The 15201-nt window shown below is 76.3% G+C and carries 14 protein-coding genes and 1 riboswitch; of the genes, 3 read left to right on the top strand and 11 right to left on the bottom strand.

Annotation, left to right across the window (positions count from 1 at the left end; all coding sequences use genetic code 11):
- Nucleotides 1-4 precede the first annotated feature (4 nt).
- Together ACI78S_RS06605 and ACI78S_RS06600 are read right to left on the bottom strand one after the other, a co-directional pair.
- Nucleotides 5-256, bottom strand: coding sequence for a VOC family protein (locus tag ACI78S_RS06605; protein WP_456971437.1), 252 nt, complete (start codon nucleotides 254-256; stop codon nucleotides 5-7).
- Entirely contained in the window at nucleotides 253-432 is a 180-nt protein-coding gene (locus ACI78S_RS06600; protein WP_456971436.1) for a hypothetical protein, read from the bottom strand. Before ACI78S_RS06600 ends, ACI78S_RS06605 begins: the two co-directional genes overlap by 4 nt.
- 890 nt (nucleotides 433-1322) lie before the next feature.
- On the opposite strand from ACI78S_RS06600, the gene ACI78S_RS06595 reads away from it, so the two are divergent.
- On the top strand, nucleotides 1323-3128 hold the full coding sequence (locus tag ACI78S_RS06595) for a gamma-glutamyltransferase family protein (RefSeq protein WP_456971435.1): 1806 nt from the start codon (nucleotides 1323-1325) through the stop codon (nucleotides 3126-3128).
- A gap of 148 nt (nucleotides 3129-3276) precedes the next feature.
- A complete protein-coding gene (locus ACI78S_RS06590) occupies nucleotides 3277-5823 on the top strand; it encodes a SpoIIE family protein phosphatase (RefSeq protein ID WP_456971434.1) in 2547 nt (848 codons plus the stop codon).
- Between the two features lie 9 nt (nucleotides 5824-5832).
- Here ACI78S_RS06590 and ACI78S_RS06585 read toward each other — a convergent pair whose 3' ends face one another.
- The 6 genes from ACI78S_RS06585 to ACI78S_RS06560 all read right to left on the bottom strand — a co-directional run bounded on the left by ACI78S_RS06585 (nucleotide 5833) and on the right by ACI78S_RS06560 (nucleotide 10576).
- Nucleotides 5833-6276, bottom strand: a complete 444-nt coding sequence (locus ACI78S_RS06585; RefSeq protein WP_456971433.1) for an ATP-binding protein — start codon at nucleotides 6274-6276, stop codon at nucleotides 5833-5835.
- A 185-nt stretch (nucleotides 6277-6461) separates the two neighbouring features.
- Entirely contained in the window at nucleotides 6462-6995 is a 534-nt protein-coding gene (locus ACI78S_RS06580; RefSeq protein ID WP_456971432.1) for a DUF1697 domain-containing protein, read from the bottom strand.
- A gap of 37 nt (nucleotides 6996-7032) precedes the next feature.
- Nucleotides 7033-7800: an energy-coupling factor transporter transmembrane component T family protein gene (locus ACI78S_RS06575; RefSeq protein ID WP_456971431.1), complete on the bottom strand. Its 768-nt coding sequence runs from the start codon at nucleotides 7798-7800 to the stop codon at nucleotides 7033-7035.
- The gene (locus tag ACI78S_RS06570; protein ID WP_456971694.1) at nucleotides 7797-9194 is read right to left on the bottom strand and encodes an ABC transporter ATP-binding protein; all 1398 of its coding nucleotides are present in this window, start codon (nucleotides 9192-9194) and stop codon (nucleotides 7797-7799) included. Before ACI78S_RS06570 ends, ACI78S_RS06575 begins: the two co-directional genes overlap by 4 nt.
- Nucleotides 9195-9237: 43 nt before the next feature.
- Entirely contained in the window at nucleotides 9238-9852 is a 615-nt protein-coding gene (locus tag ACI78S_RS06565; protein ID WP_456971430.1) for an ECF transporter S component, read from the bottom strand.
- Nucleotides 9849-9951: riboswitch (TPP riboswitch) on the bottom strand. (Overlaps the previous gene by 4 nt.)
- A gap of 19 nt (nucleotides 9952-9970) precedes the next feature.
- Nucleotides 9971-10576 carry a TetR/AcrR family transcriptional regulator gene (locus ACI78S_RS06560; protein ID WP_456971429.1) on the bottom strand — a complete coding sequence of 202 codons (606 nt, stop codon included), beginning with the start codon at nucleotides 10574-10576 and terminating at the stop codon, nucleotides 9971-9973.
- A 64-nt stretch (nucleotides 10577-10640) separates the two neighbouring features.
- On the opposite strand from ACI78S_RS06560, the gene ACI78S_RS06555 reads away from it, so the two are divergent.
- Nucleotides 10641-11531, top strand: a complete 891-nt coding sequence (locus ACI78S_RS06555; RefSeq protein ID WP_456971428.1) for an alpha/beta fold hydrolase — start codon at nucleotides 10641-10643, stop codon at nucleotides 11529-11531.
- A gap of 59 nt (nucleotides 11532-11590) precedes the next feature.
- Here the strand turns inward: ACI78S_RS06555 and ACI78S_RS06550 are convergent, their stop codons facing one another.
- The 3 genes from ACI78S_RS06550 to ACI78S_RS06540 form a co-directional block, all read right to left on the bottom strand.
- Nucleotides 11591-12877 carry an Nramp family divalent metal transporter gene (locus ACI78S_RS06550; protein WP_456971427.1) on the bottom strand — a complete coding sequence of 429 codons (1287 nt, stop codon included), beginning with the start codon at nucleotides 12875-12877 and terminating at the stop codon, nucleotides 11591-11593.
- A 94-nt stretch (nucleotides 12878-12971) separates the two neighbouring features.
- Nucleotides 12972-13670, bottom strand: coding sequence for a Mut7-C RNAse domain-containing protein (locus ACI78S_RS06545; RefSeq protein ID WP_456971426.1), 699 nt, complete (start codon nucleotides 13668-13670; stop codon nucleotides 12972-12974).
- Between the two features lie 16 nt (nucleotides 13671-13686).
- On the bottom strand, nucleotides 13687-15147 hold the full coding sequence (locus ACI78S_RS06540; RefSeq protein WP_456971425.1) for an aminotransferase class I/II-fold pyridoxal phosphate-dependent enzyme: 1461 nt from the start codon (nucleotides 15145-15147) through the stop codon (nucleotides 13687-13689).
- Between the last annotated feature and the right edge of the window lie 54 nt (nucleotides 15148-15201).

Raw genomic sequence — 15201 nt, 5'->3', positions numbered from 1 at the left:
GTCGTCAGCGGGCGTCCGGGTCGTACTCGTGCAGGGCGAGAAGCACGCCGGCGGGGTCGACGACGTAGCAGCCGCGGCCGACGCCGGCGATCACGAAGGGTTCGACCACGACCGAGCCGCCGTGCTCCCCGCCCGGCGCCACCAGGTGGTCGGGAGCGGCGAACGGCTGCGGTTCCCAGCCGAACGCCGCGGTGAAGAACCGGCGCGAGGTGGCGAGGTCCGGGCTGATCTCCGGGTACGTCACCGGGCGGGTCATCGTGCCTCCTCGTCCTGCAGGGGAGCGGCCGGGCCGAGCGCGGGAGGGGCGCCGGTCCACCGGCCGGCGAGCTCCCGGACCCACGTCCCCACCAGGAAGAGCGGGCCCGGGACGAGCTCGTACGGCGAGGTCCGGCTGCCGCCCACCGGCCGGACCAGGCCGGGCGCGGCCGACACGCCGCGCGTGTCCGGCGCCGGAAATGGTGACCGGCTCCGGAAATGGCGGTCCCGAGCGTGGAAATGCAGCCCATGTCGACAAGTGACCGGGTGTGAGCGCAGGTCACCGGCCTGGGGGGACCACCCGGACAACGGTTCGGTCACGCGCCATCCAGGTGTGTCGGGAATGGTCCGAAATGGCGCCCCGCACCGCCTACTTTTCTCCCTGTCCGCAGCACCTTCCCCGGCTGCGGTCACCGGATCGGAAGGGAGGACGGCATGAGCAGCGAGACGCGTTCTCCGGCCGCCACGTCGCCCGTGCCGTCCTCCCCCGATCCCGACTCCTCGCTCGCCGGCCTGCTGGACGTGCTCGACCGCGCCGACGCGATGCTGCCCCGTGCGCCGCACCGCCCCCGCCGCTCCACGGCCTACCGGTCCTCCCGCGCGGTCGCGCTGCGCCCGGTGCCGCCGCTGCGCTCCTCCTCCGCCGCCACGGCGCGCCCCGGGCCCGCCGCGACCCCCGCGCCGGTCCCGGCCGCCCCGGCTCCCGGCGGGCTGCGCGGGCTGGCCCGCCGCGCCGCGCTCTGGGGCGCCGGCCGCGACGGCGAGCACCTCGCCTGGAACCCCGGCCGCGCGGCCGCCGCGGCGGCGCCCGCGCCGCGCCGGCGCACCGGCCTGCGCGGCCTGCTGCGCCGCGCCGCCCTGTGGGGCGCCGGGCCGGACGGCGCCTACCGCAGCTGGGGCACCCGGGCCCGCGTCATCTCGCTCGCCCCCCAGCAGCCCCCGCGCGCGGACGGCCCCGTCGTCCTGCGCGAGCTGCCCAGCACCCCCACGGTCCGCGGGTGGGGCGGGGCGCACGGAGCGTCTTCCCCCGCTGCGTCGCGCCGCCCCGCCGCACCTACTGTGGCCGGGTGTTCACCACCCGACCGGAGCTCGCCGGCACGTTCGGCATGGTCGCCTCCACCCACTGGCTGGCCACCGCCGCCGGCATGGCCACCCTCGAGCAGGGCGGCAACGCGTTCGACGCGGCCGTCGCCACCGGGCTGGCCCTCCAGGTCGTGGAGCCCCACCTCAACGGGCCCGGGGGCGAGGTCCCCGTCCTCTTCGCCAGAGGGGATACGGGGCAGCCCGAGCTCCTGTCCGGTCAGGGGGTCGCCCCCGCCGCCGCGACGATCGACGCCTTCCGGGAGCTGGACCTCGAGCTGGTCCCCGGAACCGGCCTCCTCGCCGCGACGGTCCCGGGCGCCGTCGGCGCCTGGCTGACCCTGCTGCGCGACCACGGCACCCTGCCGCTGGACGCCGTCCTCCGCTACGCCATCGAGTACGCCGAGACCGGCCACCCCCTGCACCCGCGGGTGGTCGCGACCGTCGCCTCGGTCTCCGAGCACTTCCGCACCTCCTGGCCGACCTCGGCCGCCACCTGGCTCACCTCCGACGGAGCGGTTCCCGTCGCCGGCAGTCTCTTCCGCAACCCGGTCCTCGCCTCGACCTACCGCCGGCTGCTCGACGCAGCGCGCGGTCCCACACGGGAGGCGCAGATCGATGCGGCACTGGCCGCCTGGTACACGGGATTCGTCGCCGAGGCGATCGACAGGTTCTGCCGGTACCCGGTGCTGGACGACTCCGGTCGTCCCCATCCCGGGTTTCTGACCGCGCACGACCTGGCCACGTGGCAGCCGACGTACGAGCCGCCGGTCACGCTGGACTGGCGGGGGTGGACGCTCGCGAAGGCCGGGCCGTGGTCGCAGGGGCCGGCGCTGCTCCAGGCGCTGGCGATGCTGGACGGGGCCCTGCCGGCGGGCTCCACGGGACGCAACGCCTCCGTCTCCGAAGACGCGGACACCGCCGAGGTGGTGCATGCGAGCGTCGAGGCGATGAAGCTGGCGATGGCCGACCGTGAAGCCTGGTACGGGGACGTGGAGGACGTGCCGGTGGGCGAGCTCCTGTCGCCCGCCTACACCGCCGAGAGGCGGGCGCTCATCGGGGAGTCGGCGAGCCGCATCCTGCGGCCCGGTTCCCCCGGTGGGCGCCCGCCACGGCTGCCGGCCTTCGTCACCGCCGGCCCGACGAGCCCGCGGGTCCACGGCGCGGGCGTCGGCGAACCGACCGTCGACCCGCTGGGCACCACCCGGGGCGACACCTGCCACGTCGACGTCGTCGACCGCTGGGGCAACCTCGTCTCCGCCACCCCCTCGGGGGGCTGGCTGCAGAGCTCGCCGGTGATCCCGGAGCTCGGCTTCGCGCTCGGCACCCGGGCGCAGATGTTCTGGCTCGAGCCGGGGCTGCCCAACTCCCTCGCCCCGGGCAAGCGCCCGCGCACCACGCTGACGCCGTCCCTGGCCCTGCGCGACGGCGTCCCCACCCTGGCGTTCGGCACGCCCGGTGGCGACCAGCAGGAGCAGTGGCAGCTGTGCTTCTGGCTGGCCCACACGCTGCGCGGCCTCGACCTGCAGGCGGCCATCGACGCCCCGGCCTGGCACACGACGAGCTTCCCGTCGTCGTTCTACCCCCGGGACACCTCGCCCGGCGAGGTGGTCGTGGAGTCCCGCATCGGCGACGGCGTCGTGGCCGAGCTGCGTCGCCGCGGTCACGACGTCGTGGTGTCCGACGCCTGGTCGCTGGGGCGCATGTCCGCCGTGAGCCGCGACCCCGCGACCGGGATCCTGCGCGCGGCGGCCAACCCGCGGGGCATGCAGGGTTACGCGGCGGGACGCTGAGTACCGGCCCGGCTCCTGTCTGTTCCGACACATACGTTGTGCGCGACCGGTCCGCCGTGAGAGAAAGGAGCGTCGGAGATCGGCGAGTGACCCTGCCTCGCCGCGGCGGTCCAACAGCAGGCCGCACCCAGTGGTGGGAGGAACCGGCGTGAGCTCGCCTGACGGCCGCCTGGCCGCCGTGCGCCGCCTGGAGAGGAACGCCACCGGAGCGCGCCCGCTGCAGCGCCTCGCGGAACTGGTGGTCCGGCTGCTGGGCGCGCCCATGGTGCGCATCTCGCTGCTCGGCGACACCGAGTCCGTGGTCAGCGGCGCCGGGTTGCCCACGGGCGTCGTCGGCAGCGTGGCACCCCTCGACGACTCGGTCGCCGCGCTGGTGGCCACCACCGGCGAGGCCCTGGTGGTCGAGGACGCCGCCCGCGACCCGCGGACGGCCGGTCTCCCGGCCGTGACCGAGCGCGGTCTCGGCGCCTTCCTCGGCCTGCCGCTGGCCGGGTTCGAGGGGCACACGGTGGGCGCGCTCGTGATCGCCGACCGCCGGCCGCGCCGGTGGACCGACGGCGACGTCGCCCTGGCCGGCCAGATGGCCGACTCCGTCGCCACCGAGCTCGAGCTCTCGGCGCTCGCCCGCGAGTTCGAGGCGCACCGGCTGCGGTTCGAGCTGGCCATCGACGCCGCCGAGATCGGCAGCTTCGACTGGGACCTCACCACCGGCCGGCTGATCTGGGACGACCGGCTGGTGCAGCTCTTCGGCTACGACCGGGCCACCTTCACCGAGAGCATCGAGGCGTTCAACGCCCGGCTGCACCCCGACGACCTGCCCCGGGTGTCCGAGGCGCTGCGGCACGCGATCGAGACGTGCGGCACCTACGAGGCGGAGTACCGGGTCGTGCTGCCGTCGGGGGAGGTGCGCTGGATCGACGCCCGCGGCCGGGCCGTGGGCGACGACCGGGGCGTCGCCGTCCGCCTGCTCGGTGCCGCGTACGACACCACCGAGCAGCGGGACGCCGACGCGCGCGTGGCGCGCGTGCTCGAGACCATGCCCGCCGCCTTCTTCTCGCTCGACCGCGACTTCCGCTTCGCCTACGTCAACGCCGAGGCCGAGCGGCTCCTCCAGCAGTCCCGCGAGGAGCTGATCGGGGGCTCGATCTGGGAGCTGTTCCCGGCGGCCGTCGGCAGCGACTTCGAGACGTACTACCGCGGTGCCATGAGCTCCGGCGAGGAGCGGGTGTTCGAGGCGTACTACCCGCCCCCGCTGGACGCCTGGTACGAGGTGCGCGCCTGGCCGGGGCCCGACGGCCTGTCGGTGTACTTCCACGACATCACCGAGCGCCGGGCGGCCGAGGAGCGGGCCCAGCGCAGCGCCGACCGGCTGGCGCTGGTGGCCGAGGTCAGCGCGCTGCTCTCGCGGGCCATCGGCGACGGGCAGGACGAGAGCGCCGCCCTGCAGCAGCTCGCCGAGGCGGTGGTCCCCGTGCTCGGTGACTGGGCGATCGTCAGCCTGCTCGACGAGGACGGCCGGATGCGCGACGTCGGCAGCTGGCACCGCGACCCCGCCGCCCGGGAGACCACCGCCCGCTACGCGGAGCTGCGGCTGGCCGCCGTCGACCCCGAGGCCCCGATCTTCCTCGCCCTGGCGGAGGGGCGGGTCGTGGCCGTGCCCGACGTCCCCGCGGCGATCCTGCCCGGCATCGCGCCGGAGGCGCGGCCGCTGTTCGACGCGCTCGCCCCGGCGACGGCGACCGCCCTGCCGCTGACCGCGCGCGGCCGCACCCTCGGGGCGCTGAGCATCTACCGCGGCGCCGACCGCGCCCCGGCCGACGGCGAGGACGTCTCGGCCGCCCGCGAGGTCGCCGACCGCGCCGGCCTGGCGCTGGACAACGCCCGCCTCTACGAGCAGCAGCGGCGGCTGGCCGAGGGGCTGCAGCGCAGCATGCTCACCGCGCCGCCCGAGCCCGACCACGCCGAGATCGTGGTGCGCTACCACCCGGCGATGGAGGCCGCGCAGGTCGGCGGCGACTGGTACGACGCGTTCCTGCAGCCCGACGGCGCGGCGGTGGTCGTCATCGGTGACGTGGTGGGCCACGACACCGAGGCGGCCGCGGTCATGGGCCAGCTGCGCGGCCTGCTGCGCGGGATCGCCTACCGGGACGGGATAGCGCCGGCCCAGGTGCTCGGCGAGCTCGACCGCGCCGTCCACGGGCTGGAGATGCACGCGCTGGCCACCGCGGCCATCGCCCGCGTGGAGCAGACCCCGGAGGAGAGGGCCGCCGGGCTCACCCGGCTGCGCTGGTCCAACGCCGGGCACCCGCCGCCCCTGCTGCTGCACCCGGAGGGGCGGATCGACCTGCTCGCCGGCGAGCGGGCGGAGCTGATGCTCGGCGTCGACCACACGGCGCGGCGGACCGAGTCCGTCGTCACCTTCCGCCGGGGCGCGACCGTCCTGCTCTACACCGACGGCCTGGTCGAGGGGCGCGACCTGCTCCTCGACGACGGCATCGAGCGCCTGCGCGACGCCGTGGCCGAGCTCGCCGACCGGCCGCTGGCCGAGCTCTGCGACCTGCTCATCGAGCGGCTGCGCCCCGACGGGCTGCAGGACGACGTCGCGCTCGTGGCGATCCGCCTGCACCCGCAGGACCGGCCGCGGCCGCCGGAGGCGGGCCCGACGCGGCTGCCGCCGGACGTGCCCCCGGAGTAGGGGCCGCCGTCAGCCGCGGGGGAGCAGCGCCCAGACGACCTTGGTCGGGCCGTCGGCGTACCAGCCGTGGGCGGTGGCCAGCTCCGCGATCAGGTAGAGCCCGAGGCCGCCCTCGCTGGGGTCGCGGTCGACCGCGGGCACCGGCGGCGAGGCGGGCGCCCCGTCGGTCACCTCGACGAGGTAGGCGTGCTCGGTCAGCCGCACCGCCGCGGAGACCTGCCGGCCGCCCCCGTGCCGCAGCGCGTTGCTGGCCATCTCGTCGAGGGCCAGCACGAGCTGGTCGCGCAGGTCCTCGCTGCGGGCGTCGTGCCGCAGCGCCGTGGTCGTGGCGTGGCGGCGCAGCTCCTGGCGGACGCGGGGCAGCTCGGCCACGTCGGTGAGCTGCCAGACGAGGCCGTCGAAGGCCGAGGGCGGGGTCGCCGACGGCCAGATCGGCCCCGCCCTGCCCGCCACGTGCTGTCCCCTTGCCGCCGAGGCCGCCTGGAGGTGGGCGACCGAACACCTGCGTATGGGCTCCACGGGGCGCCGCCAAACGTGATGGGACGCGTGTCACCCCGGACGGGTGACCGCGTGCTCCCGGCGCGGGTCCGCCTGGGCGTGAGTCCACCACGGACCGGCCGGTCCGGCAGCCCGGGATCTCAGCGGGCGAGATCGGCCAGGCGGGTCACGGTGTTCCAGTTCCGGTTCGTGCCCGCCACGCCCAGCAGCTCGTCCCACTTCCGGCTCCCCGTCGAGGAGCCCTGCAGGCCCCCGGGCAGCCACAGGTAGAGCTCGCGACCGCGCAGGACGTGCTCCCCGCCCTCCGCCCGCGGCGCCGCCGCCACCCGGGCGGGGTCCGGTTCCGTCGGGAAGAACGTCACCGAGTAGCGGGCGGGATCGGTGGCCAGCGCGCCCAGCGGGTCGGCCGCGACGACGTCGGCGAGCTCCGCGCCGGTGCGGACGACGACCGGCACCGCGAAGCCGAACTCCTCCTCGATCGCCGCCGACAGCTGCGCGGCCAGCTCGTCCTCCGCCAGCGGGCTGTCGAGGACGACGTTGCCGCTGGCGAGGTGGGTGCGGACGTCGCCGTGGCCGCGCGCGGCCAGCAGCTCGCGCAGCCGCGGCATGGGCACCCGCCGGGTGCGGCCGAGGTTGACCGCTCGCAGCAGGGCGACGTACCGGGTGCTCGCCACCCCGGGAACGCTAGCCGTGCCCCGGACGCCGGCGCGGTCAGGAGAAGACGGGCTCCCAGCTCCCCGCGGCCAGGCTCACCCCGACGGCCACCGCGCCGACCGCGACCGCCCCGGCGACGAAGACCGCGTCGCGGGCCCGGAGGACCGATCCGCGGGCGTTGCTCCGCGGCACCCCGGAGTCGAAGCCGCGGGCGTCCATCGCCGTGGCCAGCCGCACGCCCCGGCGCACCGCGGCCACCAGCAGGGCGAACGCCGTCGACCCGATCAGCAGCAGCCAGGCCACCGGGTCGCGGCCGGGCTCCAGCCCGCGCGCCCGCCGCGCCAGCCGGATGCTCTCCCACTCGGCCATGAGCAGCGGCACCAGCCGCAGCGCGGCGACCGAGCCGTAGGCGAACCGCGGCGACACCCGCCAGTGCACGGTCAGCGCGTCGGCGAGCCGCACCGGGTCGGTGGCCGACACCAGGAGCACCCCGGGCAGGGCCAGGGCGAGCACCCGCACCGCCAGCCCGGCGGCGTCGAGCCAGACGCCCTCCCGGCCGGGGTCACCGAAGACGACGTTGACCCAGGAGACCCCGGCCGCTCCGAGCAGCAGCGGCCAGGTGCGGGCCAGCACGGCCCGCGGGGTGGTGAGCCCGGCCGCGGGGAGCAGGGCCACCTCCGCGGCCAGCACCACCAGGGGGGTGAGCAGGTCGCCGCTCACCAGCAGCACCGGCAGGAGGACGGCGATCGCCGTCAGCTGGGCCACCGGGTTGATCGACGACAGCGGGACCTCGCGGGCCGGTCCCAGCCGCAGCGGGGCGGTCACCGGCGGACCGCCGCGCCGGTCGGCCGCAGGTCGAGCACCTCGTCGGCGAGCGCGGACACCAGGGCGGTGTCGTGGCTGACCACGAGCAGGGCCCGCCCGTCGTCCTGCTGCTCGGCGAGCAGCGCGGCGAGCTCGGCCCAGGTGTCCCGGTCCTGGCCGAAGGTGGGTTCGTCGAGCACCAGCACCGCCGGCCGGGTCGCCAGCGCGGTCGCCACCGAGAGCCGCCGCTGCTGGCCGCCGGACAGCGTGAACGGGTTGGCCTCCGCCAGCGCGGCCAGGCCCAGGCGTTCCAGCAGCTCCTCGGCCAGCCGGTGCGCCGCGTCGTCGCCGTGCCCCGCGCGCAGCGGGCCGAGGGCCAGCTCGTCGCGCACCCGCGAGGTGAGGAACTGGTGCTCGGGGTGCTGGAAGACGGTGCCGATGCGGCGGACCAGCTCGTCCGCCCGCCACCGGGCCGGTGGCCGGTCGGGGCGGCGCAGCCCCGCGGTGAGCGACGGCGCGGCGACGACGCGGCCGGTCGTGGGCGCCCGCAGTCCGGCCAGCAGCAGCGCCAGGGTGGACTTGCCGGTGCCGTTGGGGCCGGTGACGGCGACGGTCCGACCCGCGGCCAGGGCGAGGTCGGTGGGCGGCAGCGACGGCGTCGCGGCCCCCCGGTGCGTGTAGCCGGCCGCCTCGGCGGTGAGCAGGACGTCGCCCCGGCGGGTGGCGCGGCGCGCCGGCACGCGCAGCGGTGCCGGCCGCCAGCCCGCGCCGTGCTCGACGGCGCCGCCGCCGGGCAGCAGCTCCACCACGCGGTCGACCAGCGGCAGCCAGCGCTCGGCGTCGTGGTCGATCACCACCAGCGTGGTGCGGCGGTCCGCGACGGCGCCGGCGACCGCCGCCCGCACGACCTCGGCCCCGTCGGGGTCCAGCTGCGCCGTCGGCTCGTCGAGCAGCAGCAGGCCGGGCCGGCCGGCGAGGGCACCGGCCAGCACCAGCCGCTGCTTCTGCCCGCCGGAGAGCGCGGCCGTGGCCCGGTCGCGGCCATGGGGGAACTCGACGAGGGCCAGCGCCCGGTCGACCGCGGGCCAGATCCGCGCCGGCGGCGTCCCGACGTTCTCGAGGCCGAAGGCGACGTCGTCGCCGGCGCGGGTCATCACCAGCTGGGCGTCGGGGTCCTGCAGCACGAGCGCCGTCCGGTGCCGGACGTCGGCCGGTGGTCGGCCGTCGACGGTGAGCCCGCCCTCCTGCTCGCCGGTGTCGGCCGACGTCAGCCCGGCCAGCGCGTGCAGCAGCGTGGACTTGCCCGAGCCCGAGGCACCGGTCAGCAGCACGCGCTCGCCGGCCGCCACCCGCAGGTCGACGTGCCGGACCGCCCACGCGTGCCGGGTGGCGTGCCGGTAACCCCAGCCGGTCAGCCGGAGCTCGGCCGGCTCCGGCCCGGCGGCGTCGCCGACCGTCTCAGACCCTGGTGCGGCCGGCGGTGAACGGCGCCAGGGCGCCGGTCGTGCCGAGGGCCCGCTCGAGCACCTTGCCCCCCGCGCCGGCGATGAGCGTCGTGCTCGCCACGACCAGGAGGACGTAGGTGGTCTTCCAGCCGGCCGTCCAGTCGGGGTAGTAGTTCACGAGGTCGAGGACGGCGGCGGTGGCGCCGGTCAGCGCGCCGGCGAGCAGCGCCTGCGGCCAGCCGAAGCGGCGGTAGCCGAAGACCGCGAACCCGGCCTCGCCGGCGAGGCCCTGGAGCAGGCCGTACACGATCACCAGCGTGCCCCAGGTGGAGCCCAGCAGCGCCGAGACCGTCGCGGCGATCAGCTCCGCGAACAGGGCCGCGCCCGGTTTGCGCACGATCAGCGGCGCCAGCACGGCCGGCAGCAGCCACACGCCGTACATCACCGCCTGCGCCGGCGGGAACGCGGTGAACACCGGGTCGGTGGCCGCCCACAGCAGGCCCCAGGCCCAGAAGACGACGCCGAAGGCGACGCCGAGGACGGCGGTGACGACGATGTCGACGGTGCGCCAGCGCTTGGACGTGGTGCGGACGTCGGACGACGACGGACGGACGGCCTGGTCGGCCATGGTTCCTCCAGACTCCCTGCGCCGGCATTACCCGGATCAGGTTCGAGGGTCTGCGGCGGACCGCACTCTCAGCGCCGGAGCGCTCCCCTGTCGGATGTGTTCTCCTGTGCCGCGAAGCCTAGCGCGCCGTCGGCGCGAAGAGGCGGTCGAGGTGGTAGCGGACCACCGCGGCGGCCTGCGCGGCGCTGCGCTGCGTGCCGAGCACGCTGGAGGTGAGCCCGTTCGCCATCGCCAGCAGGCCCACCACCTCCGTGCGCGGATCGCGGTCGGCGGCGACCTCGCCGGCCTCCTGCGCGCCGGTGACCACCCGGGTGAGCCAGTTCTCCAGCGCGTTCGGGTACTGGACGCCGTTGACCGGGTCCGGCTCGGTCAGCCCGTCGGCGTAGTACGCCGTCCACGCCAGCGAGTCCGCCCGGCTCTGCTCGTCCATCGGGAGGATCGCGGTGAGCACGACCTCCAGGACCGTGCGCGGCGGCAGCCCGGTGCCGAGGGCGGCGGCGCGCTCGCGGACCCGCCGGTCCAGCCGGGCGGCCAGCTCAGCCAGGCCCGAGAGCATGAGGGTGCGCTTGTCGGTGAAGTAGTACTGCACCACCCGCAGCGAGACGCCGGCCTCGGCGGCGACCTCGCGCATGGTGACCGCCTTGAGGCCGCGGGTGCTGGCGATCCGCAGCAGGGCCTCGGTGAGCACGCGGCGCCGCTCGTCGTGGTCCACGCGCTTCGGCACGGGCACATCCTCGCGCACGTGCCCCCTTTGTGGTACATCTGTATCCAATAGCGGAGGAGGCGGCATGGCGATCCGGACGGCGACCAACGGCGACGTGGAGCTCGCCTACGAGGAGCTCGGCGAGCCCGGCGGCGAGCCGCTGCTCCTGGTGATGGGCCTGGGCGCGCAGATGGTGGGCTGGCCCGACGGCTTCTGCGCCGAGCTCGCCGCCCGCGGCTTCACCGTCGTCCGGTTCGACAACCGCGACGTCGGGCTGTCCACCCACCTCGACGTGCCGCCCGGCCGCAGACCGGCGTACACGCTCTCGGACATGGCCGCGGACGCCGTCGCGGTGCTCGACGCCGTCGGCTGGCCGGCCGCCCACGTGGTCGGCGCCTCGCTCGGCGGGATGATCGCCCAGCTGCTGGCGGTCGAGCACCCCGACCGGGTCCTCTCGCTCGCCTCGATCATGTCCACGCCGTCGCCGCGGATCGGCCGGATGCGGCCCCGCACGGTGCTGCGGCTGGTGCGCCGCGCCCGGCGGCCGGCCAAGGAGCAGGGCCGGCCCACGACCCCCGAGGCGATGGCCGACTTCATGGTGGCCATGCAGGCGGTCACCGGGTCGCCGGCCTACCCGCCGGACCGCGACGGGCACCTGGAGATGCTGCGGGTCGCCGTGCCCCGTGACGCCGCCGGGCTCACCGGCCCCGGCGCGAAGCGCCAGAACGCCGCGCAGCGCGCCGCCCGCGACCTGCGGGCCGAGCTGGCCGCCGTCCGCGTGCCGACGCTCGTCCTCCACGGCGACGGCGACGTGGTGATCCGGCCCGAGGGCGGGCGGGCGACGGCGGCCGCGGTGCCCGGCGCGCGGTACGTCGAGTACCCCGGCATGGGGCACGAGCTACCGCGGGCGCTGTGGCCGGCGATGGCCGACGAGATCCGCGCCACCGCCGACCGGGCCCGCACGCCCACCCCCTGACCGGGCTTTCGGTACCGAAAGCCCGGGGACGGCGGGGGCTTTCCGTACCGAAAGCCCGCCTAGAGGACGAGGCCGGCGAGCAGGTAGGCGTTCAGCCCGATGATCAGGGCGGCGATGACCGAGCCGGTCAGCGTGGTGACCCGCCGGTTGACCCAGCCGCCCATGAGGTCGCGCCGGCTGGTCAGCCACAGCAGCGGCACCAGCGCGAACGGGATGCCGAAGCAGAGCACCACCTGCGACCACACCAGCGCCTGCGTCGGGTCGGCGCCGAGCAGGAGCACCGCGAGCGCGGGCGCCAGGGTGATCGCCCGGCGGGCCAGCACCGGGATGCTGCGGCGCAGGAAGCCGGCCATGACCACCTGCCCGGCGTGCGTGCCCACCGACGACGACGCGAAGCCCGAGGCGAGCAGCGCGATGCCGAAGGCGGCCGCCGCGCCGGCGCCCAGCTCGTCGCCGAGGCCGGCGTGCACGCGCTCCAGGGAGCCGGCGTCGGCCGACCCGGTGAACAGCTGGGCGGCGATGACCAGCATGGTGGCGTTGACGATGCCGGCCAGACCCATGGCCAGCAGGACGTCGAGCCGCTGCGCGCGCAGCAGCCGCCGCCGTCCCCGGGCGGTGCGGCCGGCGCTGACGACGTCGCCGTAGCGGCCGGGCGTGAGCGCCGAGTGCACGTAGATGACGTGCGGCATCACCGTGGCCCCGAGGATGCCGGTGGCCAGCACCAGGCTCTCGGGCCCGTCGAAGGACGGCACCATGCCGCCGGCCAGCCCGCCGAGGCTGACCCCCGAGCCGACCAGGGTGTAGGCGAAGCCGGCGCCGATGACCAGCAGCAGCCCGGCGATCACCCGCTCGAACGGCCGGTGCCCGCGCGACTGGGCGGCCAGCAGCACGAACGCGACGACCGCGGTGATGCAGCCGCCGACCGGCAGCGGCACCCCGAACAGCAGGTAGAGCGCGACCGCGCCGCCGACGATCTCGGCCAGGTCGGTGGCGATCGCCACCGCCTCGGCCTGCAGCCACAGCACCCGGGTCAGCGGTTTCGGCAGCCGCTCGCGGCACAGCGTCGCCAGGTCCCGGCCGGTGGCCATGCCGAGCTTGGCGGTCAGCGACTGGATGAGCATCGCCATGAGGTTGGCCGCGACGATGACCCACAGCAGCGTGTAGCCGAAGGAGGCGCCACCGGAGAAGTTGGTGGCGAAGTTCCCGGGGTCGACGTACGCGACGGCGGCGACGAAGGCCGGGCCCAGCAGCGGCCACAACCGCCGGCGCCCGCCGGGCGCGGGCCGGTCCGGCGTCCCCAGCCGGATCGTCGGCAGGACGGCGGCCTCGGTCTTCGAGAGGTACACGGCGGCCTCGCAGGGGAGCGGGTGGACGGTCGCTCCTGCCGGTGCCCGCCCCGCGTGACACACCGGGGCCAGTCGGTGGCCCGCGCGGGCCGACCTACCGGGAGCGTGCGATCAGCGCGTCGATCCGCCGGGCGTGCGCGCCGCGCCAGTACACCCGCCCGCAGGCCGTGCAGCGGGAGAAGTCGTCGTACGTCCGCCGCGTCCCGGCCGGGAGCCGGTCGGCGACCTCCTCCTCGGGGACGGCGACGAGCGGCCCGCCGCAGGCGGTGCAGCGGGTCAGCGGCGCGAGCGCGGGTGCGAAGCGGTCGAGGACGTCGGCGAGCTGCTCGTCGGCCCCGCTGCCGCGCACCAGCGCGCCCGCCGGCAGCGCGCGGCGCATCAGCAGCCCGCGGTCCTGGGTGAGCAGCACCCGCTCCTCGGCGCGGGCGCGCGCCACCAGCGCGGGGTCGTCGGCGTCGTTCGACCACGCCACGTCCAGGCCGAGCAGCCGCATCCGCCGGGCCAGCGCCCCGAGGCCGACGTCGAGCAGGAAGCCGCCGGGCGGCACCGGCTGCGGCCGCGGCGCCGGGCCGACGTCGACCACCCCGCCGGGCGCGGTGCGGGCCGTGGCCGGCGCCGGCTCGCCGTCCAGGGCGAGGGTGCCCACCTCGGTCAGCGGCACGCCGGCGGCCTGCACCAGGTGGCCGACCGTCGCGTCCGGGTCGAACGCCAGCCGCCGCTGCCGCGCCGCGCGGTCGCGCAGCGGCAGCAGGAAGGCCAGCGACGCCTCGACCCGGACGACGACGTCGGTCACGGCGTGCCCGCCACCGTCACTGCGCGACGACGCGCAGGCTCTTCAGCGAGGGGTCGGCCGCGTCGGGGACGAGCATCCCGGCCTCGATGCCGGTGGTCAGGTAGTCGAGCACCTCCAGGGTGATCCGCTCGCCGGGCGCCAGCACCGGGACGCCGGGCGGGTAGGGGCTGACCATCTCCGCGACGACCCGGCCGGCCGCCTCGGCGACGGGCACCTGCTCCACCGGGGCGAAGAAAGCCGCGCGCGGCGACATGACCGACTCCAGCTCCAGTGCCCGGGGCTCGGGCAGGTCCACCGCCGGCGGCCGCTCGATCGAGCCGGCGTCCTCCACCAGCGCCCGCAGCGACGCGATCAGCAGCCGCTCGGTCTCGTCGTCGTCGGCGTGCGTGAGCCGGGCGCTGATCCGGCAGGCGTCGGCCGAGCCGATGTCGACGTGCCGGTGGGCCCGCAGCCAGTCGCCGGCCTGGTAGCCGGTGATGCCGAGGCCGCGCACGTCCATGGTCATCACGAGCGGGTCGAGGTCGAACGCCCCGCCGGGCCGCACCACCTCGCGGTCCACGAGGTCGACGCCGGGCAGCTCGTGGATCGCCGCGCGCAGCCGCCGGGCCCGCTCCAGGGCGACCCCGAGCAGCTCCTCCCCGTGCTCGACCATCTGCCGCCGCCAGCCGTCGAGGGTCAGGTAGACCAGCGCCGACGAGCTCGTCGTCCCCAGCAGGTCCTCCCGGGCCTTGAGCACGTCGGGGTCGATGCGGTCGCCCTTCAGGTGGAACACCGAGCTCTGCTCGACCGCGCCGCCCATCTTGTGCACGCTGGTGACGACCAGGTCGGCTCCGGCGTCCATGCCCCACGCCGGCAGGTCGGGGTGGAACGGCAGGTGCGCGCCCCAGGCCTCGTCCACGATCAGCGGCAGGTCGCGGGCGTGCACGACCTCCGCGGTGCCGGCGATGTCGGCGCAGGTGCCCCAGTCGGTCGGGGTGATCAGCAGCATCCCCTTGACGTCGGGGTTGGCCTCCAGGGTCCGGCGGACGTCGTCGGGCTCCGGCGGGTGCGCGAGGTTGCGGTCGGGGTCGAACTTCGGGTGCACCCACACCGGCTGGACGCCGCTGATGATCAGGCCCGAGATCACCGACTTGTGCGCGTTCCGGCTGATCATCAGCCGCTCGCCGGGGCCGGCCACCGACATGATCGCCGTCTTCACCGACAGCGAGCTGCCGCACGTGGAGAAGAAGGCGTGGTCGGCGTGGACGGCGTCGGCCATGAGGTCCTGCGCCTGGCTGACGACGCCCTGCGACTGCCGCCGGTCGTCGAGGCCGTTGAGCGAGAGGACGTCGTCGGCGAACAGCGCCTCGCCGAGGATCTCCACGACCCGGGGGTCGGCACCGCGTCCCTGCTTGTGCCCGGGCGGGCCGTAGACGACGTCCCCCCGGCGGCGGAACTCCTGCAGGGCCTCGAGGACGGGAACGCGGGACTGGTCCATGGCGGGCGGCCTACCCGGCGACCGTCCCGCAAATACTTGAACACTGAAGCAATA

This window comes from Geodermatophilus sp. SYSU D00815, assembly GCF_054050035.1.
Note: the sequence above shows the minus strand (reverse complement) of the source record. Positions and strands in the feature narration are given on the sequence as shown.